Annotated in this window: 23 protein-coding genes, 3 pseudogenes and 1 riboswitch; of the genes and pseudogenes, 21 read left to right on the top strand and 5 right to left on the bottom strand. The window is 26.3% G+C overall.

All coding sequences use genetic code 11. The features are described from left to right. The first annotated feature begins 484 nt into the window (after nt 1–484). The 7 genes and pseudogenes from murQ (at nt 485) to CLTHE_RS13680 (ending at nt 9,205) form a co-directional block, all read left to right on the top strand. Nucleotides 485–1,390, top strand: coding sequence for an N-acetylmuramic acid 6-phosphate etherase (gene murQ, locus CLTHE_RS13710; RefSeq protein WP_080023946.1), 906 nt, complete (start codon nt 485–487; stop codon nt 1,388–1,390). A 24-nt stretch (nt 1,391–1,414) separates the two neighbouring features. Continuing rightward, nucleotides 1,415–2,776, top strand: a complete 1,362-nt coding sequence (locus tag CLTHE_RS13705; protein ID WP_080023945.1) for a PTS transporter subunit EIIC — start codon at nt 1,415–1,417, stop codon at nt 2,774–2,776. 317 nt (nt 2,777–3,093) lie between these two features. Further along, the gene (locus CLTHE_RS13700; protein WP_080023944.1) at nt 3,094–4,170 is read left to right on the top strand and encodes a DUF871 domain-containing protein; all 1,077 of its coding nucleotides are present in this window, start codon (nt 3,094–3,096) and stop codon (nt 4,168–4,170) included. Nucleotides 4,171–4,191: 21 nt separating this feature from the next. Then, nucleotides 4,192–5,067, top strand: coding sequence for a MurR/RpiR family transcriptional regulator (locus CLTHE_RS13695; RefSeq protein ID WP_080023943.1), 876 nt, complete (start codon nt 4,192–4,194; stop codon nt 5,065–5,067). Nucleotides 5,068–5,556: 489 nt separating this feature from the next. Continuing rightward, nucleotides 5,557–6,565, top strand: a pseudogene (locus tag CLTHE_RS13690) (IS1595 family transposase). Between the two features lie 371 nt (nt 6,566–6,936). Next, nucleotides 6,937–7,035, top strand: a riboswitch (purine riboswitch). Nucleotides 7,036–7,048: 13 nt separating this feature from the next. Then, nucleotides 7,049–8,449: an NAD(P)/FAD-dependent oxidoreductase gene (locus tag CLTHE_RS13685; protein WP_080024025.1), complete on the top strand. Its 1,401-nt coding sequence runs from the start codon at nt 7,049–7,051 to the stop codon at nt 8,447–8,449. 255 nt (nt 8,450–8,704) lie between these two features. After that, nucleotides 8,705–9,205 carry a transglycosylase SLT domain-containing protein gene (locus CLTHE_RS13680; RefSeq protein WP_080023942.1) on the top strand — a complete coding sequence of 167 codons (501 nt, stop codon included), beginning with the start codon at nt 8,705–8,707 and terminating at the stop codon, nt 9,203–9,205. 106 nt (nt 9,206–9,311) lie between these two features. On the opposite strand, the gene CLTHE_RS13675 is transcribed toward CLTHE_RS13680, so the two are convergent. Together CLTHE_RS13675 and CLTHE_RS13670 are read right to left on the bottom strand one after the other, a co-directional pair. Next, complete coding sequence (locus CLTHE_RS13675; RefSeq protein ID WP_002598178.1) at nt 9,312–9,881, bottom strand: putative ABC transporter permease; 570 nt, start codon at nt 9,879–9,881, stop codon at nt 9,312–9,314. 176 nt (nt 9,882–10,057) lie between these two features. Continuing rightward, nucleotides 10,058–10,525, bottom strand: coding sequence for an Lrp/AsnC ligand binding domain-containing protein (locus CLTHE_RS13670; RefSeq protein WP_002598177.1), 468 nt, complete (start codon nt 10,523–10,525; stop codon nt 10,058–10,060). A 246-nt stretch (nt 10,526–10,771) separates the two neighbouring features. On the opposite strand from CLTHE_RS13670, the gene CLTHE_RS13665 reads away from it, so the two are divergent. Then, nucleotides 10,772–11,116, top strand: coding sequence for a hypothetical protein (locus tag CLTHE_RS13665; RefSeq protein ID WP_002598176.1), 345 nt, complete (start codon nt 10,772–10,774; stop codon nt 11,114–11,116). Nucleotides 11,117–11,182: 66 nt separating this feature from the next. Here CLTHE_RS13665 and CLTHE_RS13660 read toward each other — a convergent pair whose 3' ends face one another. Then, entirely contained in the window at nt 11,183–12,166 is a 984-nt protein-coding gene (locus CLTHE_RS13660) for a hypothetical protein (protein ID WP_080023941.1), read from the bottom strand. 113 nt (nt 12,167–12,279) lie between these two features. On the opposite strand from CLTHE_RS13660, the gene CLTHE_RS13655 reads away from it, so the two are divergent. The 6 genes and pseudogenes from CLTHE_RS13655 (at nt 12,280) to CLTHE_RS17160 (ending at nt 15,874) form a co-directional block, all read left to right on the top strand. Beyond that, entirely contained in the window at nt 12,280–12,780 is a 501-nt protein-coding gene (locus tag CLTHE_RS13655) for a gamma carbonic anhydrase family protein (RefSeq protein WP_080023940.1), read from the top strand. 20 nt (nt 12,781–12,800) lie between these two features. Continuing rightward, nucleotides 12,801–13,640 (top strand): CvfB family protein, encoded by an 840-nt coding sequence (locus tag CLTHE_RS13650; RefSeq protein ID WP_080023939.1) that lies wholly within the window; start codon nt 12,801–12,803, stop codon nt 13,638–13,640. A 74-nt stretch (nt 13,641–13,714) separates the two neighbouring features. Beyond that, nucleotides 13,715–14,134 (top strand): annotated as a pseudogene (locus CLTHE_RS13645) (YaaR family protein). A gap of 321 nt (nt 14,135–14,455) precedes the next feature. Then, nucleotides 14,456–14,770 (top strand): thioredoxin, encoded by a 315-nt coding sequence (gene trxA, locus CLTHE_RS13640; protein ID WP_080023938.1) that lies wholly within the window; start codon nt 14,456–14,458, stop codon nt 14,768–14,770. Nucleotides 14,771–14,788: 18 nt separating this feature from the next. Then, nucleotides 14,789–15,652, top strand: coding sequence for an NAD(P)/FAD-dependent oxidoreductase (locus tag CLTHE_RS13635; RefSeq protein ID WP_080023937.1), 864 nt, complete (start codon nt 14,789–14,791; stop codon nt 15,650–15,652). 93 nt (nt 15,653–15,745) lie between these two features. Beyond that, a complete protein-coding gene (locus CLTHE_RS17160; protein ID WP_002598169.1) occupies nt 15,746–15,874 on the top strand; it encodes a hypothetical protein in 129 nt (42 codons plus the stop codon). Between the two features lie 118 nt (nt 15,875–15,992). Here CLTHE_RS17160 and CLTHE_RS13630 read toward each other — a convergent pair whose 3' ends face one another. Further along, on the bottom strand, nt 15,993–17,573 hold the full coding sequence (locus CLTHE_RS13630; protein ID WP_080023936.1) for a DEAD/DEAH box helicase: 1,581 nt from the start codon (nt 17,571–17,573) through the stop codon (nt 15,993–15,995). A gap of 282 nt (nt 17,574–17,855) precedes the next feature. On the opposite strand from CLTHE_RS13630, the gene CLTHE_RS13625 reads away from it, so the two are divergent. Beyond that, nucleotides 17,856–18,503, top strand: a complete 648-nt coding sequence (locus CLTHE_RS13625; RefSeq protein ID WP_080023935.1) for a deoxynucleoside kinase — start codon at nt 17,856–17,858, stop codon at nt 18,501–18,503. Nucleotides 18,504–18,577: 74 nt separating this feature from the next. Here CLTHE_RS13625 and CLTHE_RS13620 read toward each other — a convergent pair whose 3' ends face one another. Continuing rightward, complete coding sequence (locus CLTHE_RS13620; protein WP_080023934.1) at nt 18,578–20,482, bottom strand: NAD(+) synthase; 1,905 nt, start codon at nt 20,480–20,482, stop codon at nt 18,578–18,580. 232 nt (nt 20,483–20,714) lie between these two features. Between CLTHE_RS13620 and CLTHE_RS13615 the strand changes: the two genes are divergently transcribed. From CLTHE_RS13615 to CLTHE_RS13590, 6 genes and pseudogenes are all read left to right on the top strand, one after another. Continuing rightward, a complete protein-coding gene (locus CLTHE_RS13615) occupies nt 20,715–21,134 on the top strand; it encodes an NfeD family protein (RefSeq protein ID WP_080023933.1) in 420 nt (139 codons plus the stop codon). A gap of 22 nt (nt 21,135–21,156) precedes the next feature. Beyond that, nucleotides 21,157–22,113 carry an SPFH domain-containing protein gene (locus CLTHE_RS13610; protein ID WP_080023932.1) on the top strand — a complete coding sequence of 319 codons (957 nt, stop codon included), beginning with the start codon at nt 21,157–21,159 and terminating at the stop codon, nt 22,111–22,113. Nucleotides 22,114–22,243: 130 nt separating this feature from the next. Next, nucleotides 22,244–22,933: a response regulator transcription factor gene (locus CLTHE_RS13605; RefSeq protein ID WP_080023931.1), complete on the top strand. Its 690-nt coding sequence runs from the start codon at nt 22,244–22,246 to the stop codon at nt 22,931–22,933. Beyond that, entirely contained in the window at nt 22,926–23,864 is a 939-nt protein-coding gene (locus CLTHE_RS13600) for a sensor histidine kinase (protein ID WP_158082744.1), read from the top strand. Before CLTHE_RS13605 ends, CLTHE_RS13600 begins: the two co-directional genes overlap by 8 nt. Nucleotides 23,865–23,959: 95 nt before the next feature. Continuing rightward, nucleotides 23,960–24,628: pseudogene (locus CLTHE_RS13595) on the top strand (ABC transporter ATP-binding protein). Between the two features lies 1 nt (nt 24,629). Continuing rightward, nucleotides 24,630–26,549 carry an ABC transporter permease gene (locus CLTHE_RS13590; protein ID WP_080023929.1) on the top strand — a complete coding sequence of 640 codons (1,920 nt, stop codon included), beginning with the start codon at nt 24,630–24,632 and terminating at the stop codon, nt 26,547–26,549. Nucleotides 26,550–26,766: the final 217 nt, after the last annotated feature.

The raw sequence follows: 26,766 nt of genomic DNA, 5'->3' as shown, positions 1-26,766 counted from the left end.
TCCCACTTCGTATAGTTATATATTATTTGAAGTATAAATAAAATTATCAATATTAGTGGCATTATTCTAATAACAAATATTCCATTACCAAGAAAAACAATAATTCCAATCGATATAATAAATATAGGAATATACCACAAAGTCCTTATAAACTTCCTTCTATAACTTAATTTCCAATAGATTAATAGAAAGCCTTTATCTACTTTTTACCCATTTGAAATCCCACTAATAATTCATATTTTAATACAATTGACCATTTGAAATTATGTTTCATAAACTCAAGTTAAAGAATATATAAAAATACTATATGAATAGTTTTAAAATACATAATTATGTTTAATTATGAAATTATAAGTCATTTATATATCATAAATATGAAATTTTATTCTATTTATTTTGAAAAAATATTGAAATTAAATTTCACATATGTTAGTATAATATTATAGTAAACGATTTATATACTTACTAAATTCGGAGGTATTATATGAAGAAAATAGATTTAGAGAAATTAACGACAGAAAGTAGAAATCAAAATACATTAAATATAGATAAGGTTTCTACATTAGAAATGGTAAAAATGATTAATAATGAAGATAAGAAAGTAGCAGAAGCAGTAGAAGCAGAATTACCTAGAATTGCAGAGGCGATAGATGAAATTGCTATAAGAATGAACAAGGGGGGAAGACTAATATATATTGGTGCTGGAACTTCAGGAAGATTAGGTATCTTAGATGCTTCGGAATGTCCACCAACTTATGGAGTTTCAGAAGAGTTGGTACAAGGAGTTATTGCTGGTGGTCATGAGGCAATCTTTAGAGCTAAAGAAGGAGCAGAAGATTCAAAAGAATTAGCTCTTGAAGATTTAAAAAATAAGAATATAACTGCAAATGATATTATCGTTGGACTAGCAGCTTCAGGAAGAACACCTTATGTAATAGGTGGATTAGAATATGCAAATGAATTTGGAGCAATGACGATAGCTATAACTTGTAATGCTAGATCAGAAGTTTCAAAAGCAGCAAAGATTTCAATAGCACCAGTTGTTGGACCAGAAGTTGTAACAGGATCTACTAGATTAAAGTCAGGTACTGCACAAAAATTAGTTCTAAATATGTTATCAACAGGAACTATGATTAAACTTGGTAAGGTATATGGAAACTTAATGGTTGATGTAAGAGCAACAAATGAAAAGCTTGTTGAAAGGGCAAAGAAAATAGTTTGCGAAGCAACAGGAGTAACTAGGGAAAAAGCGGGAAAGTACTTAGAAGAAACAAACTCTGATGTTAAGCTTTCAATATTTATGATTCTTTCAAAGTTAGAAAAAGAAGAAGCTAGAAAGGTTCTTGAAGAAAGCAAGGGTTATATAGCTGAAGCACTTAAAAATATTTAATTAAATTAAATGGGGGAATAGGGTATGACAAATTTGGAAATTGCTAAAAATTTAGTTGAGTTAGTTGGTGGAAAAGATAATATAAAATCTGTTGCTAACTGTATGACACGTTGTAGAATGGAACTTTTTGATTATTCTAAGGTTGATATTGACGCTATTAAGAAGTCTGAAGGTGTGCTAGGAGTAGTAAATGCAGAAGGACAACTTCAAGTAATATATGGACCAGGTAAGGTAAATAAAGTAACAGCAGAAGTTAGTAAATTAGTAGGTAAAAAAGTACTTATAGGTGAAGATGCTGTTAAGGCAACTAAAGAAAAATTAAAAGCTAAAAATGATACTAAATTTAAAAATATATTAAAGAAATTAGGAAGTATATTTATTCCATTAATTCCATTATTCGTTGCATGTGGATTAGTACTGGCGGTTAATAATATTTGTGGAGTTCAATTTGGTGATGCGTATAAAACAACTACAGCAGCACAAATTATCGGTCTTATAGGTAACGGTGTATTTTCAATTCTTTCAATTTTAGTTGGTGTAAATGCAGCTAAAGAATTTGGTTCTGAAATGCCTATGATGGGTGGGGTTCTTGGCGGAATCTTATCATCATCAGGATTAGCTAACATTACTATTTTCGGTAAAGCATTAACTCCAGGACGTGGCGGAATTATTTCAGTTATTTTAGTAGTAGTTTTATCAGTTTATATTGAAAAGGTATGTAGAAAATTTGTGCCAGATGTATTAGATTTATTCGTTACTCCATTAGTAACTTTAACTATATCAGTTTTAGCAGCGTTATTCGTACTTCAACCAGTTGGTGGATTTATATCTGACTCAATTGGAATAATTGTATCTCAAACTATAGCATCAGATAATATTATTGTTTCAGTAATTTCAGGAGCTGTTTCAGGTGCTTTATTCTTACCATTAGTTATGACTGGAATGCACCAAGCTTTAACTCCAATACATGCAGACTTAATTGCAAATGTAGGATTTACAGTATTACTTCCAATACTTGCAACAGCGGGTATGGCTCAAGTTGGAGCAACTATTGCAGTTCTTAGAAGAACTAAGAATAAAAGATTAAAGAAAACAGCTAAGAATGGATTAGTACCAGGATTCTTAGGGATTGGAGAACCTTTAATATACGGTATAACATTACCATTAGGTAAACCTTTTCTTGGAGCTTGTTTAGGAGCTGGAGTTGGTGGAGCTGTTATGGCATTCCTCAAAGTTGGAGCAGTTGCTATGGGAGTATCAGGATTGCCACTAGCATTATTAATATCAGATGGAAAGATATTAGTATTCTTAATAGGTGTTTTAGTATCATACGTAGCAGGATACTTATTTACTGAAATGCTTGGATTTGAAGACCCAGTGGAATAATAATTTAGAATGAATAATGTAGAATGTAGAATTAAGGATGAAATTCAGCTAAGGCTGAATTTCTGAAAATAGATGATTTGTTTTAGGAAACTCAGGATTATCCTGAGTTTCATACATAATTATTAATTGTTAACTATGAATTGTTAATTGAAAAAAGATGTAGTTGATGGGGTATAGGTAATGGGTAATACCTATAACTACATTTTGCTTTATAATTAAGAAATTAAAGAATGATGGAGGAAATTCAACTCGTTGAATTTTTACCTTCAGCAGTTTGAAGCAGAAACAACTCTATTTTTAAATAAGGAAGTGATGTTATGAGTTTTGGTTTTTCGGTTTATTTTGGTTTAGATAATACAAAGGAGGAAAATATTCAATTATTAAAGGATGCACATAGATTAGGTTTTACTAGAATTTTTACTTCTTTACATATTCCTGAGGCTAATTATGATGTCCTTAAGGTAGAAGTTAGGGAGTTTTTTGATTTAGCTAAGAAGTATGATATGGATATTATAAGTGATATTTCTCCAAATACTTTTAGGTTTTTAGATTTAGAGAATATGGATTTAGAAGGTCTTCATAATATGGGAGTTAAGACTATTAGAATTGACTTTGGTTATACTGAAGAAGAAATTTCTATTATGAGTAAGAATACTTATGGAATTAAAATTCAATTAAATGCTTCTACTATTACAGAAGAGTTTTTTGAAATATTAGATAGTTTTTCACCTAATTATGAAAATATGGATGCTCTTCATAATTTTTATCCTAGAATTGGCACAGCTATTTCTGAAGAGTGCATGATTGAGAAAAATACTTCATTAAAAAGTAGAGGTATTAAAACTTGTGCTTTTGTACAATCTAATAATAGAAAAAGAAGTCCTCTTAATGATGGTCTTCCAACTCTTGAAGATCATAGAGGCTTAGAAGTAATAGAGGCTGCTAATCATTTATTTGCATTAGGAAATGAATCAGTATTTATAGGGGATTCACTACCAAGCTTAAAAGAATTAGAAGATTTAGCTTCATTAGATCCTAATGTTATTGAACTTGATATAGAAGTGAAGACAGAAGATAAAGTTATTTTAAGGTTATTAGATGAAGTATATTCTGCTAGAACAGATGAAGCTAGAGATGCAATAAGAGCAAGTGAAAGTAGATTAATTTTAAATGGAGATACAATCGAACCCTTCAATACTATAGATAAGAAAATAGGGGATATTACTATAGATAATAAGGATTATTTAAGATATATGGGGGAACTTCAAATACTAAAAGTTAAGAATGCTGCTGATAGTAGAACAAATGTTGTGGCTTCTATTTTACAAAAGGATTTTTATTTATTAAAATATATAAATGGTGGTAAAAAATTTCACTTTAATATTGCCAAATAAGATAAAGGATGGCGATGGGATATGAATGTTTTCCAGTATATTAAGCAAAATTTTGATAGTTTTACTGAAAGTGAAAAGCTTATAGCAGAATACTTATTAAATAATAAGAAAAGCATTATAGGGGTGTCAGCTAAAGAAATAGGGGATGCTACTAATACTTCAGCTCCAACAGTAGTTAGATTTTCTAAGAAGATAGGCTTTGATTCTTTAAATGAAATGAAGCTTCAGCTATCTGTAAATCTTCAAAGTGATGATGATAGTGAGGATTTTGAATATCTTCATAGTAATTTATCTACAACTAATATAATAAGGGGAGTTAAAAGTTCTATAGATTCTATAATGAATCAAACCTTAGGAGTTTTAAAAGAAGAAGAGTTAGAAAAAGCAATAGAAGCATTAAATGAAGCTAATAATATATATATATATAGCGTTGGTGTTTCTAGTTTAGTTGGGATGGATTTTTATTACAAATTAAGCAGAATAAATAAAAGATGTATAGCCCATAATGATACTCACCTTCAACTAACATCATCAGCTCTTATGGAAAAGAATGATGTAGCTGTAGCTATTTCTTATTCAGGAGAAACAAAGGAAGTTTTAAAGTGTGTTGAAAATGCAAGAATGGAAGGCGTTAAAGTTATATCTATAACTAAAGCTAGTATAGATAATACTTTAGCAGGTCTCTCAGATATAGTTTTAAGAGTTCCTTTTGTAGAGAAATCTTTAAGAGAAGGTGCTATGAGCTCTAGAATATCTCAATTAGCAATTATAGATATGCTATTTTTAGGTATGGCTAGAACGAACTTAAAGGAAGTTGAAGATAAGCTTAGAGCAACTAGAAAAGCAGTAGAGGATTTTAAAGTTAAAGATAAGAAATATGATTATATTAAACTTTAGTAATAACTAAAATGGAAAAATTGAGAATGAATAATTAATGAAAAAACTCTAAATAGAATTTAACAGATCATTTAAGTGAATAAATAGTAGTAAGTTTATAGGTATAATCATAGATATTTAAACTTTTATATTCAATATACTATTTAGTTAATTCTAGATGTTTATTTTTCATGAAAATTTGATATAATATAAGTGAGATTATAAATCTTTTATTTAATAGATTGAACTTATGTATAAGTAAATAAGAAATACAAAGAATAAAAAAAAGTAGAGTGTTGGCTCACTCTCATTTATACAAATATAGTTGCTTAGGCAACTAGTATCACTATATTTTATTAATTAAAATAGTAGCTTTACAATTCGACCTAGGGCTACTATTTTTTGATGTTTATTTTCTATAAGGCTCTGTTTTAAATAAGTGTTGATTATTGATTAAAATTTTCAGATAAGTGTATAATAATTAATATGAAGAGTTGTGGGGGTTTAATTATGGCAAATGTATTATCTATATTATCAGAAATTGAAAATTTATCTTTATATCAACAAACACAAATTTTAGCCCTTTTATAAAAACGTCTTATTTCAGCTTCTCAAGTTACTCAAATTACTAAAGACGTTAAGAAAATGAGATTTTCTAAGGGGAAAGTGTGTCCTTATTGCAAAGGGGAGGATATATTAAGAAATGGTAAATATAATAACAAACAAAGATATATTTGCAAAAATTGTAGAAAGACATTTACTGATTTCACTAACTCTGTAACATATAACAGCAAAAAAACTTTGGACAAGTGGATTAAATATGCTAAATACATGTTAAATGGTTATTCAATAAGGAAATGTGCTGAAATAGTTGAAATAAATATAGCAACAAGTTTTTTTGGAGACATAAATTTCTTAACTGTATAAGTGAATTTCTTGGTGTAGGCCTGTTGATGGCGTAGTTGAGGCAGATGAAGTTTTTTTGCTTATTCATATAAAGGAATTAAGCCTATAAATATGCTAAGACCTTCTCGTAAAAGATGAAAACAAGTTAAGAAAAGAGGGATTTCTAATGAACAAGTATGTGTCGGTATCACTCTTGATAGGCAAGGAAACTTAATTATAGAGTTATTATGCACAGGAAGAATTGAAAAAACTTTGTGCTAATTGCATAGGAGAAGACTCTATTCTTTGTACTGATAGTCATAAGAGTCATATACAAATTGCATGAGATATGGAATTAGGACATAAAAGAATTAAAAGAGGTAAGCATAAAGAAGATATATATCATATTCAACATATAAAAAGCCTTCATTCTAATTTAAAAAGATGGATGAGTAGGTTTAATGGTGTTGCAACAAAATATCTTAGTAATTATATGAAATGGCATAAATGGATAAATACATTTAGTTCAGAAAAAGAATTTATTAGAGTTAAAAACTTTATTGTTCATAGTAATATATCTCATAATTATACTAAAATAAATGAATTTAAAAATTTACCAATACTTATATTTTAAAAAATATGTAATTAAAATCTGGAATTAATGTATAATTAAAATATAAATTATTACGCAATAGTATTATTATAGGAAGTATAAATAGGAGATATTTATGATTGAAAAAAAGAATGTATTATTGCCAATGAGGTTTGACCCAAAATACAATGTTGATGAGATATCATTCCCATATTGTGAAGTAAATTTATTATATGGTGAAGAGAAAAAATAATACAAAAAGGTATTTTAACTACTGCAAAATATTAATATATTACGAACTAAGGGCTAGTGCTTTCTAAATCACTGGTATTTTAAATTAAGTATGTATTATCAATAGTATTTTAAAACAGAGCATTTTATTAAAGTATTATGTAAATATAGGAAGAATAATAAATAAAAATCCGAATTATACCTGTATAAGTTTCTAATATGGAGAAATGTTTCTACGGAGCACCTTAAAAAGCTCTACTATGGGTTAAATTTATAAAAAGGGAGATATGTTTTATGAATTATGATGTAATTATAGTTGGAGCAGGGCCAGGAGGAATTTTTACAGCTTTAGAGCTTAGAAGAAGAAATAAAGATAAAAAGATTTTACTTATAGAAGAAGGAAGAAGTATAGATAAAAGAAGTTGTCCAAAGATAAAAACTAATAAATGTGTAAGTTGTAAACCATACTGTCATATAACTGCTGGTTTTTCTGGAGCAGGAGCTTTTTCAGATGGAAAACTTTCATTAAATTATGAAGTAGGAGGAGATTTACCAGAACTTATTGGAGGAAAACTAGTTCAAGATTATATAGATTATACAGATAAAATATATTTAGAATTCGGTGCAGATGAAAGAGTTGAAGGAATTGATAATCCAGAAGCAGTAAAAGAAATAAGAAGAAAAGCAATAGAAGGAAATTTAAAACTTGTTGATTGTCCTATAAGACATTTAGGTACAGAAAAAGCTCAAGAGATATATTTAAAATTACAAAATTATCTTTTAGAAAATAATGTTCATATAGAGTTTGATACAACAGTTAAAGATTTAATAATAGAAAGTGGACAAGTTAAAGGTGTTAAGGTTGTAGATTCAGCTAAAAAAGATAATGAAAGAGAAATATTTTCAAATTCTGTAGTTGTTGCAACAGGAAGAAAAGGTGCTGACTGGCTTAAAGATATGTGTGTTACTCATAATATAGAACATAGAGCTGGAACTGTAGACATTGGAGTTAGAGTTGAAGTAAGAAATGAGATAATGGAAAGTGTAAATAATGTTTTATATGAATCAAAGCTTATTGGATATCCAGCACCTTTTAAAGATAAGGTTAGAACTTTCTGTCAAAATCCAGGTGGATTTGTATCTCAAGAAAATTATGATAATAATTTAGCAATTGTTAATGGACATTCTTATAAAGAATTAAAATCTCAAAATACAAACCTTGCAATATTAAGTTCACATAATTTTGAAGAACCTTTTAATAAGCCAATTGAATATGGTAAAAAAGTTGCAGAACTTGTTAACATGCTTGGAAATGGAAGTATTTTAGTTCAAAGATATGGTGATATTTTAAGCGGAAAAAGAACTTGGCAAAAAGAATTAGATAGATCAAATGTAAGATATACACTTCCAGATGCAGTAGCAGGAGATTTAACTTCAGCTATACCTTATAGAACAATGACTAATATAGTTAACTTTATAGAATCAATGAATAAAGTTGTTCCAGGTTTTGCAAGTGACGAAACTTTACTTTATGGACCAGAAATAAAATTTTACAGTAATAAAGTAATAATAGATAACAATTTTGAGACAAACATAAAAGGGCTTCACTGTTTAGGTGATTCAAGTGGGTGGACAAGAGGTCTTATGATGGCATCAGCAATGGGTGTTATGATGGGAGAAAAATTAAGTAAATAATTATTAAAAGACATACTTTTTAGTATGTCTTTTTTTTATCTTACATAAATGAAAGTATAATGTAATGAAGTTAAATAGGAAGATTTATTACTTTACCTTATAATTTAGTTATCAATTTAGTTCTATTGAAATTACTCATAATAAATTAAATTCAAGTAGAGTTTTATTTTAAAATAGATGGAATTAGATTTAGAAATAAAAAAGAATGTACAAGAGAATAAAAATTGATAATATTAGAAAATTGGGGGTAAATACATGAAAAAATTTATAAACATAATAATTATAATACTTATTCTATTAGTGGGGGTTGGAATATTTGTAAGAGAAGTGATTTTTCCTATTAAAGATAAAAAAATAATAGAAAAATATGCAAAAGAATATAATGTTAAACCAGAACTTATTGCTTCTATTATACATTTTGAAACAGACTTCAATCAAATACCATATAATAACGGAAAAGCTTGTGGACTTATGAAATTAACTGCTAAAACAGGAAAAGAATTAGCAAAAGAAATTGGAGATAAAAATTTTAAGCCTGAAGAAATAGTTAATAATGATAAAAATATTCAGTTGGGAACATATTATTTATCAAAGAGCAATGGGAAAAGTTTAAGAGATTTAGTTGGAAATTGGTCAATTAGAAATGGAGTAGAAAAAAATTCAAAAATTGATATGAAAGATTACGCAGAAAAATTCTATACTAAAAAAATAGAGAACAGAGAAAAAATATATAAAGTTTTATATTTTATGTTTTAAATTAAAAAGGCAAGTATTTTAAATACTTGCTTTTTTATTATATATGTATTATTCAATTTAGAAAATAAAAAAGTACTATCTTTTAGAAAGCACTTTCTTTATTTTTCTATTTATTTGTATAATCAAAATCGTCAGTATTTCCTAAAAAAGCTTTTCTTCTTCCATTGATTTTTTCCATTATTAAAGTATAAAGTGTAACACAAAAATCTAAAGAAAGATAAGTAACAACTATAATTGCAAGAAATCCTAAAACGTTAGATGTTATATCTCCTATAGATGATATTATAAAAGGATTTAACACTTTAACAAGGAAAACTGAAGCTAATCCCCAAGCTAATGAGAAGTGGAAGCATATACGTCCATGAAGATTAAAAGGATCTTCTGTATAATCCCACCATTTTAAAGCGAAAAATTTTTCAAGGAAAAAGCTTGTTGCATATTCAACTACAGATGTTAGTACTGAAGTAAGAATAAATAACCATATGAAGTTTAAATGTACGTCTGAAAGACATGTAATTATTAGCAATGCGCAAAATCCATATATAGGACAAAAAGGTCCGTTTAAAAATCCTCTATTTATAAAAACTTTATGTTTAAAGTATTGATAAACTACTTCTGTACACCATCCTAAAAAAGAATAAATGAAGAATGCTAAAACTATAGTATTAATATCCATAAATTCCTCCTAATATATTTCTATACTATAATTATAAATTCTGAACCTTAAATAAAACTTAATAAAAAATAAAGAATAAATGTATTTAAAATAAAAAAATAAATACTTTTTAATAATGTCCAGTAAATTCATTTTTCCCATTATTAAAAAGTATTATTCTTATTTTAAAATTATATTTATAAAGTAATGTTTCTATCAATGGGTTGATTTAAAGAAATAAATGTATCAGTTCTTTGAATTCCATCAATAGTATTAATTTTATGCATTAGAAGCTCTTGAAGATCACTTATATTCTTACAAATAACTTTTGCAAAAATTGAGTAAGCTCCAGTTGTTATGTGAAGTTCAACAACTTCTTTAATTTTTTGCATTTCATCAAAAACATAATTAAATGAAGAAGTTTTGTCTACGAAAATTCCAACAAAACAGCATACATCATATCCAAGTTTAGGTAAGTTTAGAATTATTCTAGTACCTTTTATTATCCCCATATCTTCCATTTTCTTCATACGTACATGAATTGTTCCACCACTAACGTGGCAAATTCTAGCTATTTCTAAGTATGGAGTTCTACAATCTTTAATAAGTAAATCTAATATTTGAAGATCTAGCTCGTCTAATTGTAAATTATTATTGTTAGCCATATTATCACCTCAATAATCTGATAAATATATAAATCGTATATTATTTTAACAAAAAAAATTAATTTAATAAAGTGAAGAATGTAAAATGTTCAAAAAATTTATTAAATATTATTATTTTGATAAAAATTTACAGTATAAGAAATCAAAAGGAATATATATGTAAAATAAATATAGAATGTATTGAAAAAATGTCCAATTTAAATTACTATATATAATATAAAGCGGTTTTAGGAGGACATATTTTATATGGTGAGCATAATTACAACAGTAATAAGTTATATTGTACTTTTGGCAGTATCAGTAGGACTAATATTTTTAGGAAAAATGTATGTATTTCCAAAAGTTAGAGTAAATAAATTTATTCCATTAGCAGTAGCTATTATATTACTTGTTATACAATTTACAGGGAAAGTTACAAATACTTGGATAGGAATAGTATTTACAATAATAATTTTAGTATCAGTTTTCTGGTTCCTAGATATATTACAAACAGGTGGGCCAAAAGCTAAAGAAAAGCAAATAAAAATGAAACCAAAAGCTAAGCCAAATAGAGTTAAGCATATGAAAGATAAAGGAAATCCAAAGGCATAATAGCCTTTGGTTTTTTATTTAACTTTTATTTATAACAGTAAATAATATTTTATAAAGGTTTATTAGTTATTTTAAAAAGATTGGTGAACTTAAGGCTATTTTATTTGTTTCTTCATAAACCTTTATTACATACCAAGTTTCTTTAACATTAGGGATATGATTATAGATATATTTTATTTTTTTTAATCCTATATTTTGAATTTGATGAACTACAACACCTTCATTTGAAATTATTTCAATTTTATTTATAGCATAGTTTTTATCTTCTATAACTATTGTAAAACGCAATTCTTCAGAATTATTTAATATCCCACCCATAAATGTATTGTTTATAAAAAATAATAATTTTAATGTTTTTGATTCAGTAGAGTAGGTGTGGCGTGATCTTATATTTTGTATAAGATTTTCTTTTGAGCCTTTTGGGCTTATAATACATGTTAAATTTTCTGTGTCACCAAAATTAAGTTTTGTTTCATTAATTCCATTTACACAACCAAGTTTCCAACCATTATCAAGAAGTTTAAAAAAATATTTTTCTCTTCTTAAATATCTTTCACTATTTCCACTAGTGACCTCTACACAGGAAATTATTTTATTTAAATTAAAATCATATTCTCTTAAGCAAATAGTTTTAAGAGGATTACTTATTATTATAAAAGCATTTGGATTATTAAGCATCCAAATCATAAGTACTAAAGGATTAGATACATTTCCAATAAAATAATTTTTTGAATTAATAATATTTAAATCTCCTAAAAATTCTGATTTACCTTCAAATCCGTAAAAAGAAGTAAATCCTTCACGTTTTTTATTGAATTTATGACATTGCTCTAATCCAAAATTCCACTTATGTTCTCTATTTAGAAAAAAGCTACTGTGGTCAGCTAATATTAAAAAGTCTAAGTTGTTTCTATAAGCATAATTATAACAATCAATTGGAGAGCCTTCACCAATTGAAAGAGAGCTATGTCCATGGAATCCACCGTAGAAAAATTTACAATTACTTATAATGGAATCTGTTAAATTTTTATTTGAAACTTTACTTGGCATAATACCTCCATTTTTATTTCTATATATTTATATATAGTTCATAGTGCTTTAAAATAATGACAATAAAAGATAGAAATGATAAAATAAAATTATAAAAATAGAGAGGTGATTTTATGATTCTCAAATTTGAAAATAAAATTCCAAGTATAGATGAAGATACATATATTTCAGAAAGTACAGATATAATAGGAGATGTAAAAATAAATAAAGGCTGTAGTATATGGTTTGGAGCTAGATTAAGAGGAGATATGAATAAAATAACTATTTTAGAAAATTCAAATGTTCAAGAAAATGCTTCAATTCATGTGGATACAGATTTTGATGTAAAAATAGGAAAAAATGTAACTATTGGTCATGGAGCTATTGTTCATGGATGCCACATAGATGACAATGTTTTAATTGGAATGGGCTCAATAATATTAAATGGTGCAAAAATAAGTAAAAATTCTATAGTTGGAGCAGGTGCGTTAGTTACAGAAAACAAAGAATTTGAAGAGGGTGTTTTAATTATAGGAAGCCCAGCAAGAGCTGTTAGAAAACTTAGGGAAGATGAAATTGAAAGAATAAATGAATCCTCAAAACATTATTTAGAATTAAGCAAAAAATATAAATAAACAAACCCTTAGGAGGAAAAATGATAGAAGTAGGAAAATATAATAAATTAGTAGTAAGCAAAGAAAGAGATTTTGGATTCTTTTTAAAGGATGAAAGAGGAGAAGAAGTATTACTTCCAAAATCATTATTAGATGGAAACACTATAAATTTAGATGATGAAATAGAGGTATTTGTTTACTTGGATTCAAGTGATAGAAGAGTAGCAACTATGAAAAAACCTATAATAACTGTAGGAGAAGTTGGATATTTAGAAGTTGTTTCACAAAGTTCTTTTGGAGCATTTTGTAACAATGGATTAGAAAAAGACCTTTTTGTTCCTATTAGAGAGCAAAGATTTAAGCTTTTAGATGGAAAGAAATATTTAATTCATGCATATATAGATAAAACTGGAAGAATAGCAGGAACAACTGAAGTTGATGGTTATTTAGATGTAGCCGAAGAAGGAAGCTTTAAAGTTGATGATGTAGTTAGTTGTATAACTTATGCTAGAAGTGGTGGAGAAACTTTAAAGGTTGCTATAGATGGAAAATATAGAGGTATAATTTTAGGAAATGAACATGATGAAGTTATATATCCAGGAGATACTGTAGAGGCTAGAGTTAAAAGAATATATGAAGATGGTGTTATAGGACTTTCTACTAGAAAGAAAAGATTAGATGCAAGAGAAGAGATAAAAGAAAAAATACTTTCATATTTAAAAAGAAATAATGGATTTATGGAATTTAATGATAAATCAAATCCAGAAGATATAAAAAGAGAATTTAAAACAAGTAAAAACTACTTTAAAATGGCTCTTGGTGGACTTATGAAAGAAGGAAGAATAGAGCAAGGACCAGAAGGAACAAAATTAATTAAATAAAATAATTTAAAATAGCTGTTTCAAAAATAAATAATTGAAGCAGCTATTTTTAAAGAGAATTATGGAGGAATATTATGGAGATTGGTAGAGTTAGAAACGGAAGCATAGGTAGAGAAAGAAATAAGATTTCAAATAAAAAAGATTTTTCACAAAGTTTCAATCAAGCAAGAGATAGAAAATCTGGAGAACAGCTTAAAAAAATGATTAGTGATATAAAGAAAAAAGGAAATAGATTAGTTATAACAAAAACTTATGCTGATGTTAGAGCTTATAAAAGAATGATAAAAGAATATTTAGAATCAGTTCTGTAATATATGTATGAAAACAAGAAAGATATAAGCTTTTGGCAAACTCAATACTTTATAACTGTAGAAACTATTGATAATAAATTAGAGGAACTTACAAATAAATTGTTAGAGAATGAAATAGAAAATATAAATATTGCTTCTACTATAGATGAGATTCAAGGGCTTGTAGTAGATATATATAAATAAAAATTTCTAATTAAAAATAAAAAGTATTATGGACAAGCTATTAAATAAGTAGTTTATATCAGATTTTTAAATTCTAATATTAATAAATTTAATTTGCTTAATTGAATAGAAGAAGCAAATTTTATAGTATTTTAGAAAATTTTAAATTTATATAAAATATTATCAAAATTGGTATAAAAGAAATAAATTATATAATGGAGATTAGCATAAAATATATTTAAAAAAGGTAAAATATAATAAAAGGTTGACTAAAAATATAAAAAGGATTAAAATTAATAAAAAAAGTTATACCCCTAAGGGGTATGGTAGGAGGAGATTAATATGACAATGCATATAAATGATACAAATTTTAATAAAGAAGTTTTAGAAGAAAAAGGAATAGTTTTAGTAGATTTCTTTGCTACATGGTGTGGGCCTTGTAAAATGTTAGCTCCAATTTTAGAAGAATTAGATGGAGAATTAAAAGATGTTAAAATAGTTAAAGTTGATGTTGATGAAAGTCCAGAAGTATCAACTAAATATGGAATCCAAAGCATACCAACAATGAAAGTATTTAAAGATGGGCAAGATATGCAAACATTAGTAGGATTTTTACCAAAAGATCAAATTATTTCAATGATTGATAGCAATAGATAATTAAAGGATATGATATAAATGGAAAGATATGATATTGCAATTATAGGAAGTGGTCCTGCTGGAATATCTGCTGCTTTAAATGCAAAGATAAGAAATAAATCCTTCATTATATTTGGAAGCAAACAAATAAGCAATAAATTAGCTTTAGCACCACATATAAATAATTACTTAGGTTTTAGTGCAATAAAAGGAGAAGATTTACTTAAAAATTTCCAAAATCATATGAAAGAAATGGATATAGAAATAGTTGAAGAGAGAATAAACAATGTTTATTCAATGGGAGATTATTTTACTTTAATGGTTAATCAAAAAATGTATGAAGCTAGAACAGTTATATTAGCAACAGGTATAGAATATACTAAACCTTTAGAAGGAGAAGAAAAATTCTTAGGTAAAGGTGTAGGATATTGTGCTACTTGTGATGCTCCTCTTTATAGAGGAAAAGAAGTTACTATAGTTTCATATTCTAAAGAAGGTGAAGAGGAGGCAAACTATGTAAGTGAGCTTGCGAATAATGTAAACTATATTCCTATGTATAGAGGAGAGTTTAAATTAAATGATAGTATAAACCTTATAGAAGATAAACCAAAGGAAATTTGTGGTGAAACAAAAGTTGAAAAGGTAGTACTAAAATCAGGAAATGAATTAAAAGCTGATGGAGTATTTTTATTAAAAAATGCAGTTCCACCAACTCAACTTGTACCTGGATTAGAAATAGAAGATGGTCATATAAAAGTAGATAGATTAATGAGAACAAATATAAAAGGATGCTTTGCTGCAGGAGATTGTGTAGGGAAACCATATCAATATATTAAATCTGCTGGTGAAGGAAATATAGCTGCTTTAAGTGCAGTAAATTATTTAGCTGAAAAAGGCTTCTAAAAAATGTGTCAGAAATTTCTGGCACTTTTTTTATTGACAAGTGTATAATAGAGAGTATAATAAAAGCTACAATGTACAAAGGAGAGGAAAAAAATGACAGATCACAGAGAAATAATAATAAATAAGATAGTTAAAGTATCTAATAAAAAAAGAGCTGAACTTTCAGATTTAAATTTTCAACAATTAAAAGCACTACTAGATAAATTAAACCCAGAAGCATAAAGGATATAATAATGAAAGAAGAGAAGTATTAAAAGGAGTATTTACTTGAATTAGTAATACTCCTTTTAATTTATGCAAAACAAAAAGAGCTGCTAAAAATAACAACTCTTTTTAAAAATTATTTTCTTTTTTTTGTAGCTACTTCTATATTAACTCTTCTACCATTTAATTTGATACCAGAACATTTATCAATAACTTTTTTATGAATGTCTTTTTCAACAGATACAAATGAGAAGTTTTCAAGTATATCTATTTTATTAACTTTAGATCCTTTAACTCTAGCTCTATCAGCTATAAAGTTTATTAGTAGCTTTTTAGTAAGGTTATCTCTCTTACCTATTGAGAAGAATAATCTTACATCACCATCTTCAGCAGAAGCTGATTTTAATGAATCATTAGTATATTCAAATGACATTTCTTTATCAAATTCCATTTTTAATAAAGCAGAAATTGCTTCAACTGGTTCAAAATTATCTAAAATATTTATAGCAAGTGGTAAGTATTTTTTATAATCCTTTTTGTTTAATGTTTCTTGGATTTGGAAGAACTTATTATCAAGCTTTTTATTAAGGATTTCTTTAACAGTTGGTAATTCACCTTTTATTATTTCAGCTTTAGTAACTCTTTTTATATCTCTAAGCATTGAATTTTCTCTTGGAGTAACAAATGAGTAAGCAGTTCCTTCTCTGTTAGCTCTACCTGTTCTACCAATTCTATGAACATATGATTCAACATCTTGAGTAAGGTCATAGTTTATAACGTGTGTAACACCATCTACATCAATTCCTCTAGCAGCAACATCAGTTGCAACTAAGAAGTTTAATGCACCTTCTTTAAATCTCTTTAATGTTTTAGTTCTATGCATTTGTGACATATCTCCATGCATACCTTCAACAACATAATTTTTTTCTTGCATGTTTTGAACTAATTCATCAACACCTCTTTTAGTTTTACAGAATATGATTGCTATTTCTGGTGAATCAAAATCTAAAACTCTACAAAGTGCTTCAAATTTATTTTTATGATTTACAAAGAAAGCAACTTGCTTTATTTTTGAAACTGTCATAGCAACTTTCTTTATTTCAACATGTTTTGAATCTTTTTTCATGTATTTATTAGCAAGCTTCTTTATTTGTGGTGGCATTGTAGCAGAGAAAAGAAGTGTTTGTCTTTCCTCAGGAAGTTCCTTTATAACACTTTCAATATCATCAATGAATCCCATATTTAACATTTCATCAGCTTCATCTAATACTAAAAATTGTACTTTATCAAGATGAAGTACACGTCTTTTTATAAGATCAAGAACTCTACCAGGTGTTCCTACTACTATATCAACATGGCTCTTAAGAGCTCTTATTTGTTTTTGGATTGAATCTCCACCATATACAGGAAGAACATTAACTTTTTCATATTTAGAAAGTTTTTTTAGTTCTTCAAAAACTTGTATAGCAAGTTCTCTTGTTGGTGTAAGAATTATAGATGCGATTCCATTAGTTTTTTCTAAGTTGTTTAATATAGATAATCCAAATGCTGCTGTTTTACCAGTACCAGTTTGCGCTTGACCTATAAGATCAAAACCTTCAGAAGCTAATGGTATTGATTTAGCTTGGATTTGTGATGGCTCTTCATATCCTAAATCATTAATAGCTTGCAATAATGATTGTTTAAGGCCTAAATTTTCAAATTTTAAATTTTCCATGTAAATTTCCCTTCGTTTATATGTATTTTATATAAAATTATTAATATCAAAATTATTAATCTTTTTTTTCTCAACTTATTAAGTATATCTTATATAAGTGTAGATTGTAAAGGAAGCAAATGAAAATAAAATTTTCCAAAACATTAAAAGCCTTAAAAATACATAGTTAAGAAGAAGATTTAAATTTTATTACAAATAAAAATAAATTATATTAGTTGACGAAAAAGATTAAAATTTGTATTCTTATAGAAGACAATTTTGTATGAAAAGGACAGGTGAGGTATGGTGATCGTTGTTGGCGGTATGATTGGTCTTGGAAAAAGTTCAGTAGCAAAGATTTTAGGAGAACATTTTAATTCAGATGTATTCTATGAAAGTGTAGATGATAATCCTATATTACCTTTGTTTTATTCTGAAACAGAAGAAGAGATACAAAAAAATAGATACCCATTTTTATTACAATTATATTTTTTAAATACTAGATTTAAAAGTATAAAAGAAGCCTTAGTTGAAAATAATAATGTTTTAGATAGATCTATATATGAAGATTGGTATTTTGCAAAGAAAAATATGGAGCTTAACAGAATATCTGAATTGGAAATGAAAATTTATGAAGACCTATTAAATAATATGATGGAAGAATTAAAAGAACTTCCTAAAAAGGCACCAGATATAATGATATATTTAAAAGGATCTTTCCAAACAGTTTTAAATAGAATAAAACTTAGAGGAAGAGAATTTGAATTAAATGAAGATTTAAAAGAATACTATGAGTTTTTATGGAAAGATTATGATGATTGGGTTATGAATTGTTATAATGCATCAGAAGTTTTAATAATTGATATGGATAAAATGGATGTAGTTAATAATAAAGAAGATAAAAAAGAACTTATAAGATTAGTAGAAGAAAAATTAAATGAAGTAAGATAAATTAAAAAGCTATTTCATATATATAAATTGAAATAGCTTTTTTTATTTTAATTAAATAAATTATTTATTTTTATTTATAAAAAAGAATTTGGTGATGCATCTGATGGCATTTTTAAATCTCCTCTAGGACTAAGAGAGATTGAACCAACTTTAGGTCCATCAGGAAGAGCACTTCTTTTAAATTGTTGAGAGAAGAATCTCCAAATAAATTTATCTAACCATTTTAAAATAGTCTCTTGGTCATAGTCATCTTTAAAAGCTTCTTTAGCTAGGAAAAGTATTCTTTCTTTTGAAGAACCATTTTTCATAAAGTGATATAAGAAGAAATCATGAAGTTCATAAGGACCAACTATATCTTCTGTTTTTTGAACTATATTACCTTTTGAATCAGAAGGCAATAGCTCTGGACTTACTGGTGTATCTAAAATATCTAGTAAAGTTTCAGATACTTTTTCTGTAGATTCATTTTCAGCTACATATCTAACAAGATATCTAACAAGAGTTTTGGGGATTGATGGGTTAACAGAATACATAGACATATGATCTCCATTATATGTACACCATCCAAGAGCAAGTTCTGAAAGGTCTCCAGTTCCAATTAAAAGTCCACCTTCTTTATTAGCTAAATCCATAAGAATTTGAGTTCTTTCCCTTGCTTGAACATTTTCATAAGTAACATCATGAATATCTTTATCATGACCAATATCTTTAAAATGTAGTAATGCAGCTTCAACTATATTTATTTCTCTTAAATCACAACCAAGTTCTTTACAAAGAGTAAGTGCATTAGTATAAGTTCTATCTGTTGTTCCAAAACCTGGCATTGTTATAGTAATTATATTTTTCATAGGATATCCTAAAAGTTTAAATGTTTTACATATAACAAGAAGAGCTAAGGTTGAATCAAGTCCACCAGAAATTCCAACTACTGCTTTATTAAGTCCAGTATGTTCTAATCTTTTTGCTAAACTTGATGCTTGTATATTAAATATTTCCATACATCTTTCATTTCTCTCACGAATGTTTGAAGGAACAAAAGGATGTTTATCTATATATCTATCAAAGTTTTTAATTTCTGTATTATCAAACTTAAATTTAATTATATTAGGTTTTACTTTAAGAGATTTTATAGCATCTCTAAAGCTAAGATTTTTCATTCTTTCAGAATTTAATCTAAAAAGATCTATAATAGAATAAATAACTTCATTTTCACGATTAAATCTTTTATTCTCTTTTAAAATAGAACCATTTTCTGAAATAAGTAAATGCCCACTAAAAAGAACATCAGTTGTAGATTCATGTACTCCAGCAGAAGAATAAATATAAGAGGACATACATCTAGCACTTTGATTAGAAATTAAATTTTTTCTGTAATTACTTTTAGATACTAATTCATTAGATGCAGATAAATTTCCTATTATATTAGCTCCCATAAGAGAAAGATATGAACTTGGAGGAATAGTCACCCAAAGATCTTCACATATTTCAAAAGAAAATTTAGCATTTCCAGATGAAAAAATAAGATTTGTTCCGAAAGGAACATTTTCTTGGAAAGGTAAATCTATTATTTTATCAATAATGTTTAATCCTTCAGTAAACCAACGTTTTTCATAGAATTCACTGTAATTAGGTAAATATGATTTTGGCATAATACCTAAAACTTTTCCCTTAAATAAAACGTAAGCACAATTATATAAGGCATTACCTTCTAAAAGAGGTGCTCCAACTGCAATTAAAATATCTAAATCCTTAGTTTTTTCTAATAAATTTTCTATTCCAGAATAAGCTTTATTTATAAGTGTGCTTTGAAGAAAAAGGTCAGCACAAGTATAAGATGTAATACAAAGCTCAGGAAAAACTATAAATTTAGAATTATTATTAACAGCATCGTTAATACAGCTTAATATATTAGTAAGATTATAATCTATGTCGCAAACTCTAGTTTTAGGGCATGCTGAACTAACTTTTATAAAATCCATTTTTAAAATCATCTCCTAAATCAAGATATACTTTTTATTTAGTATTCCCATTATATATAACAATAATAAAATGAAAATATTAGAAAATCAATGAAAAGAGAAGATTTGGTAAGGGGAATTATTTTAAATGGTATCTAATATTATTTAAGGGGGTTTTTAATAAATTGATAAATAACAAATAAAGGAATATAATGAAATTAAGAAAAATATAAAGAGAAAGGAGAGTTAAAAGATGATAATTTGGATAATTATTGGAGTAATCGCACTTGCAATAGACATCTTTACAAGCGCATTTTTATTCTGTTGGTTTGCAGCAGGAGCTTTAGCAGCATTAATTTGTAATTTACTTGGAATGAGCTTAGGGGTACAAGTGTTAGTATTCTTTATAGTCAGTGCAGTATTAGCAATAATCTGTTATCCAATTGTAAAAAGAAAAATAAAAGAAAGTACAATACCTTTTAAAACCATGGAAGAAAACTATATAGGCAAAACATACTTTGCAAAAGAAGAAATAAATAAAAATTCAGAAGGGCGTATAAAAATTTCTGGTATTTATTGGATAGGAATAAATACTGGGGAAAAGATAAACAAAGGTGAAGAATTTATAGTAACAGGTATAAAAGGAAGTAAATTAGAAATTAAGAAAAAATAATATTTTAGGGGAGTGAATATTAATGTTAGGATTGATAGTACCAATAGTTATTGCTCTTATTATTTTAGTAGCAATATTATCATCAATAAAAATAGTAAATACAGGTTATCTTTATGTAGTAGAAAGATTTGGACAATTTCATAGAGTTTTAGAACCAGGATGGCATTTTACAATACCTTTTGCAGATTTTGTTAGAAAAAAAGTTTCTACAAAACAACAAATTTTAGATGTACAACCACAAACTGTTATTACAAAAGATAATGTTAAGATTTCAGTAGATAATGTTATATTCTATAAATTATTAAATGCAAAAGATGCAGTATATAATATAGAAGATTTTAAAGCAGGTATAGTATATTCAGCTACAACAAATATAAGAAATTTAATTGGTAATATGACTTTAGATGAAGTTCTTTCAGGAAGAGATAAAATAAATCAAGATCTTTTAACAATAATAGATGAAATAACAGATGCATACGGAATAAAAATACTTTCTGTAGAAATTAAAAATATAATTCCACCAGCAGAAATTCAACAATCAATGGAAAAACAAATGAAAGCAGAAAGAGATAAGAGAGCTATGATTCTTCAAGCTGAAGGACAAAGACAATCTCAAATTGAAAAAGCAGAAGGGGAAAAGAGAGCTAGAATCTTAGAAGCTGAAGCTCAAAAAGAAGCTCAAATTAGAAGAGCAGAAGGTTTAAGAGAATCACAACTTTTAGAAGCAGAAGGTAAAGCAAAAGCAATTGAAGCAATAGCAGAAGCAGAATCAGAAGCTATAAGAAAAGTAAACCAAGCTATTATAGAATCTGGAACAGATGAAAGAGTAATTGCATTAAAACAAGTTGAAGCTTTAAAAGAAATGGCTAATGGACCAGCTAATAAGCTTATTTTACCAACAGAAACTGTTTCATCATTAGGAAGTATAGCTGCAATTGCAGACCTTTTAAAAGAAAATAAAGCTGATTGTAAAAAATAAATAGGATAAAATTTAAAATAATAAAAAGACTTTTTCAGAAAAAGAAAAAGTCTTTTTTATTTGTTGAAAAAGGGAAAATTATAATTATGGCGAATAGAGAAATTAAGGTTTAATAAAGGGAGAAATGGGTATGAGAAAAATATTAATAATTGAAGATGATAAAGGAATAAATAATGGGATATGCTTTAATTTAGAATTAGAAAACTTTAAAGTTTTTCAAAGTTTTAATTTAAAAGCTGGAGAAGAAATATTAAATAAAGAAAATATAGATTTAATAATTTTAGATGTAAATCTGCCTGATGGAAATGGATTTGATTTTTGTAAAAAAATTAGAGAGAAAAGTAATGTTCCAATAATATTTTTAACTGCAAATAATTTAGAAGTTGACCAAGTTATAGGATTTAAAATTGGTGGAGATGATTATATAACTAAGCCTTTTAGTATAATGCTTTTAGTTGAAAGAATAAAAGCAATTTTGAGAAGAAGAGTAGAAGATAAAAAGGATGAAATATTAAGGAGTGGAAAATTTTCATTAGATTTAAGAAATCTTTCATTTTATAAAGAAGATATTGAAATACCTCTTTCACAAATTGAATTTAAGATAATGAAGAAATTTATGGAATCTGAAAAGAAAAATTTAAAAAGAGATGAACTTTTAAAAGAGTTATGGAATGATGATTTAGGATTTGTAGAAGAACATACATTAACAGTTAATATAAATAGATTAAGAGGAAAAATAGAAAAGGATAAAAAGAATCCTAAGCATATAAAAACTGTATATAAAGTTGGATATGTATGGATTGGTGAAGAGGATGAGTAGAGAATCTATTATCTTTATTATAGGGATTATATTAATAGGTTTTAATATTATTTTTTATATTAAAATAAGAAAAGAAATATGTTTATTTACTGATAGAATGGGATTTGTTTTAGATAAAGTACTAGAAGAAGAATATGTTGATTTTAATTTAAATGAAGAAACTGTTCTATCTAAATTAGAAAGTAAAATTAAGTTATTACAAGATTCAGTAAATTTGAAAAATGATGAAATAAAAAAAGAAAGAGACAATGTACAGAAACTAATAGGGGATATATCTCATCAAATAAAAACTCCATTAGCTAATATGAAACTTTATACAGAAACAGTTCTTTATAGAGATTTAGAAAAAGATAAGAGAGATGAATTTTTAAGACGAGCTATTGATAATATTGAAAAATTAGATTGGCTTATGGATTCACTTGTAAAGTCATCAAGACTTGAAAATGGAATTATAGAAATAAAAAAAGAAGAGGTTAATTTAAAAGAGATATTAGAAAAAGCTTTAAAAGATGTAGATAGCTTTAGAAAGTCAAAAAAGATAAATATAAATTTAGAATGTAGTGAAAATATAAGGGTTTATGGTGATAATAAATGGCTTGTAGAGGGGATTTTTAATATATTAGACAATGGAATAAAATATAGTGAAAATAATAAAAGTATAGAAATTAAAGTTATAAAAAATGAGATATTTACTGAGATAATGATAAAAGATGAAGGGAGAGGAATAGAATCAAAAAATATAAATAATATTTTTAAAAGATTTTATAGAGAAGCAGAAGTTTATGACATAAGCGGAGTTGGAATTGGATTGTATCTTTCAAGAGAAATTATAGAAAGATGTGATGGATTTATAAAAGTCCAATCAGTAAAAGGAAAAGGTTCTACTTTTTCAATTTTCCTTTTAAATTCTTTAAATATAACAAAACTGTGATAAAAAAAGAGATGAATATAACAGTTCTGTGAGTCCTTTTATAAAAAAGGACTGTAAAATTAAAGTATAGAAAGAATTTATGAGGAGTTGTTAAAATGATATTAAAAGTAAATGGGTTAAAAAAATATTATGGAAAAGATGAAAGTTTAGTAAAAGCTTTAGATAATGTAAACTTAGAAGTTAATAAAGGAGAATTTTTAGCAATAGTAGGAACTTCAGGTTCAGGAAAAAGTACTCTTTTAAATCTTATAGGAGGATTAGATAAAGAAACATCAGGAGAAGTTATAATAGAAGGAAAAAATATTTCTAAAATGTAAGATAACAAAAAAACTATTTTTAGAAGAAGAAATATTGGATTTATTTTTCAAAGCTATAATCTAATTCAAATATTGAATATATATGAAAATATAGTTTTACCTTTAGAATTAGATGGGGAAAAAATAGATGAAAATTATATAAACTTAATTTTAGAGACATTAGGGCTTAAAGATAAGAAAGATAGATTACCTGATAGTCTTTCAGGGGGACAAAGACAGAGAGTTGCTATAGGAAGAGCTTTAGCATCAAAGCCTTCTATAATTCTTGCTGATGAACCAACAGGAAATTTAGATAGCAAGACAGAAAATGAAGTTTTAGGACTTTTAAAATTAACTAGTAAGAAATTTTCTCAAACTATAATAATGATTACTCACAATGAAAAGATTGCTCAAATGGCAGATAGAGTTATAAGAATTGAAGATGGAAAAATAGTTGGAGGAAATTAAAATGCTTTTAAATAATAATAATGGAATTAAAGTATTAACTAAAAAAATAATGAATAGTGATAAAAAAAGAAATTTATATACTGTGGTGTCTATAACATTAACAAGTCTTTTACTTTCTATTGTAAGTTATATAGGAGTGGTTTTTTATGAAGGAAGTAAAGCATTAATAAAAGTTGATAAAGCTAGAAGTTTTTCAATAGTAGAAATGTATAGTTTTGCATTTTTAATTTTTATAGTGATGTTTAGTGGATACCTTATAATTTATAATATTTTTTACATTTCTATAGTTAAAGATATTAGATTTTATGGACAATTAAAAACTATAGGTTGCACAAAAAAGCAAATAGAAAAAATTATAAGTTTTATAGTTATAAAGATTTCTTTAATTGGTATTCCTATAGGAGTGATATTAGGACTTGTGTTAGGAAGATTAATTGGAAATATGATATTAAAAGAAACAATAATAGGTGAATATATAAATTTAAATAATTACTTAATTCCATCTATTATAGCAATTTTATTTACTTATTTAACTCTTTATAGGAGTATTAAAAAACCAGTTAAATTAGCTTCAGAAATATCTCCAATAGAAGCATTAAAGTATAATTCAACAGATATAATATCTTTTAATAATAAAAAGAAAACTAGAAAAGGAATTAAAGGTGGAAAAATAAAAAATATGGCATATGCTAACATAGTTAAAAATAAAAAAAAGGTAGCATTGTCTATTGTTTCAATAGCATTAAGTTCAACATTATTTATTTTTGCTTTAGTTTCAGGACTGGGGTTAGATGTTGATGAGCATAGCAAAAGATATAATATTGGGGACGTAAGTGTAAGTGCTGATTCATCTACTTTAGAAAGTGGAATTGATGAGGAAAAAATAAAAGAGATAGAAAATTTAAATGGAGTTAAAAAAGTTGAAAGTGTATATGAAGGAACTGAAATGAAACCAGGGATACCTTTTAGTACTTATCCTACTTTAAAATTATCAGAAGAAGCAATAAAGGAATTTGAAAATTATACAGAATCATATGATATGAGAAAAGATATTCAGAATAAAGCTATACAAGCTTCAGTTAAAGGATTTAATGAAGAAGAAATAGAAAAACAAATTAAAAGAGTAAAAATAGTAGATGGTAAATTTGATAAAGAAAAATTTAAAAGTGGACAATACCTTATATTAAATAGAGGAATGTCAGAGGTTACTAATGGATTAAAAGCAGGAGATAAAATAACTATTGAAATTAATAATAAAAAAGAAGAATTTGAAATAATGACAATAATAAAAGATTATGATGAAAATTATATAAAAACTAATTTTGGAATATTAACTTTAGAAAAAGAAAGAGTAAAAGAAATTTTTAAAGATAAAGCTGTAATATCAAGTATAGATATATTTACAGATAAAACTAAAATAAGAAGTGTTGAAGAAGAAGTGAAAAGCATATTAAATAGCCCAGATTTAAATATAAAAAGTAAAGAAAGCTTTAAAGATGGAATAAGTTCATTAAAAGCAGGTATAATAAGTGGAGTTTCAATAGGGGCTTTAATATTTGGTGTAATAGCCATACTTAATATAATAAATATAATAACAAGTGATTTATTAACTAGAAAAAGAGAATTTGCTATGCTTGAAGCAATTGGAATGGAATTTAAAAATCAAAAGAAGCTCTTAACATATGAAGGAGCATATTATGTACTATTTAGTCTTATTCTTATAATTCCTTTGGGATTAATAGCTTCATTAATAGCACCTAAATTTATTCCTATTTATGGAGGATTTAATTTATTAGCATATTTGATTTCAGTTTTAATAGTAATTTTTATAATAATTCTTTTAACTATGGTACTACCTAGAAGATTATTAAAAGGAATGAAAGATAAAGAATCTGTAGTTGAAAGATTGAAAGAGGAATAAAAATACTAAAATTTCATTTATGTTAAATAAGAGAGAGGAAATATATAATTATATATGTAGAATAGCATGGTATAGTACATTTTTAATAAATAATTCATAAAAATTATAAATATTAATTAAAATATTAATTCTAAAAAAAACCTTGGTTTATGTAAATAAACTAAGGTTTTTTATTAATATTTAGTTAATAAAAAGAATAAAAGTTGAAATAAAAGGT

It is taken from the genome of Clostridium thermobutyricum DSM 4928, assembly GCF_002050515.1.
Classification (GTDB): Bacteria; Bacillota; Clostridia; order Clostridiales; family Clostridiaceae; genus Clostridium; species Clostridium thermobutyricum.
Note: the sequence above shows the minus strand (reverse complement) of the source record. Positions and strands in the feature narration are given on the sequence as shown.

Coding starts and splice junctions, on each gene's coding strand:
- murQ (WP_080023946.1), top strand. CDS start 485: ATGAAGAAAATAGATTTAGAGAAATTAACGACAGAAAGTAGAAATCAA.
- CLTHE_RS13705 (WP_080023945.1), top strand. CDS start 1,415: ATGACAAATTTGGAAATTGCTAAAAATTTAGTTGAGTTAGTTGGTGGA.
- CLTHE_RS13700 (WP_080023944.1), top strand. CDS start 3,094: ATGAGTTTTGGTTTTTCGGTTTATTTTGGTTTAGATAATACAAAGGAG.
- CLTHE_RS13695 (WP_080023943.1), top strand. CDS start 4,192: ATGAATGTTTTCCAGTATATTAAGCAAAATTTTGATAGTTTTACTGAA.
- CLTHE_RS13685 (WP_080024025.1), top strand. CDS start 7,049: ATGAATTATGATGTAATTATAGTTGGAGCAGGGCCAGGAGGAATTTTT.
- CLTHE_RS13680 (WP_080023942.1), top strand. CDS start 8,705: ATGAAAAAATTTATAAACATAATAATTATAATACTTATTCTATTAGTG.
- CLTHE_RS13675 (WP_002598178.1), bottom strand. CDS start 9,881: ATGGATATTAATACTATAGTTTTAGCATTCTTCATTTATTCTTTTTTA.
- CLTHE_RS13670 (WP_002598177.1), bottom strand. CDS start 10,525: ATGGCTAACAATAATAATTTACAATTAGACGAGCTAGATCTTCAAATA.
- CLTHE_RS13665 (WP_002598176.1), top strand. CDS start 10,772: ATGGTGAGCATAATTACAACAGTAATAAGTTATATTGTACTTTTGGCA.
- CLTHE_RS13660 (WP_080023941.1), bottom strand. CDS start 12,166: ATGCCAAGTAAAGTTTCAAATAAAAATTTAACAGATTCCATTATAAGT.
- CLTHE_RS13655 (WP_080023940.1), top strand. CDS start 12,280: ATGATTCTCAAATTTGAAAATAAAATTCCAAGTATAGATGAAGATACA.
- CLTHE_RS13650 (WP_080023939.1), top strand. CDS start 12,801: ATGATAGAAGTAGGAAAATATAATAAATTAGTAGTAAGCAAAGAAAGA.
- trxA (WP_080023938.1), top strand. CDS start 14,456: ATGACAATGCATATAAATGATACAAATTTTAATAAAGAAGTTTTAGAA.
- CLTHE_RS13635 (WP_080023937.1), top strand. CDS start 14,789: ATGGAAAGATATGATATTGCAATTATAGGAAGTGGTCCTGCTGGAATA.
- CLTHE_RS17160 (WP_002598169.1), top strand. CDS start 15,746: ATGACAGATCACAGAGAAATAATAATAAATAAGATAGTTAAAGTATCT.
- CLTHE_RS13630 (WP_080023936.1), bottom strand. CDS start 17,573: ATGGAAAATTTAAAATTTGAAAATTTAGGCCTTAAACAATCATTATTG.
- CLTHE_RS13625 (WP_080023935.1), top strand. CDS start 17,856: ATGGTGATCGTTGTTGGCGGTATGATTGGTCTTGGAAAAAGTTCAGTA.
- CLTHE_RS13620 (WP_080023934.1), bottom strand. CDS start 20,482: ATGGATTTTATAAAAGTTAGTTCAGCATGCCCTAAAACTAGAGTTTGC.
- CLTHE_RS13615 (WP_080023933.1), top strand. CDS start 20,715: ATGATAATTTGGATAATTATTGGAGTAATCGCACTTGCAATAGACATC.
- CLTHE_RS13610 (WP_080023932.1), top strand. CDS start 21,157: ATGTTAGGATTGATAGTACCAATAGTTATTGCTCTTATTATTTTAGTA.
- CLTHE_RS13605 (WP_080023931.1), top strand. CDS start 22,244: ATGAGAAAAATATTAATAATTGAAGATGATAAAGGAATAAATAATGGG.
- CLTHE_RS13600 (WP_158082744.1), top strand. CDS start 22,926: ATGAGTAGAGAATCTATTATCTTTATTATAGGGATTATATTAATAGGT.
- CLTHE_RS13590 (WP_080023929.1), top strand. CDS start 24,630: ATGCTTTTAAATAATAATAATGGAATTAAAGTATTAACTAAAAAAATA.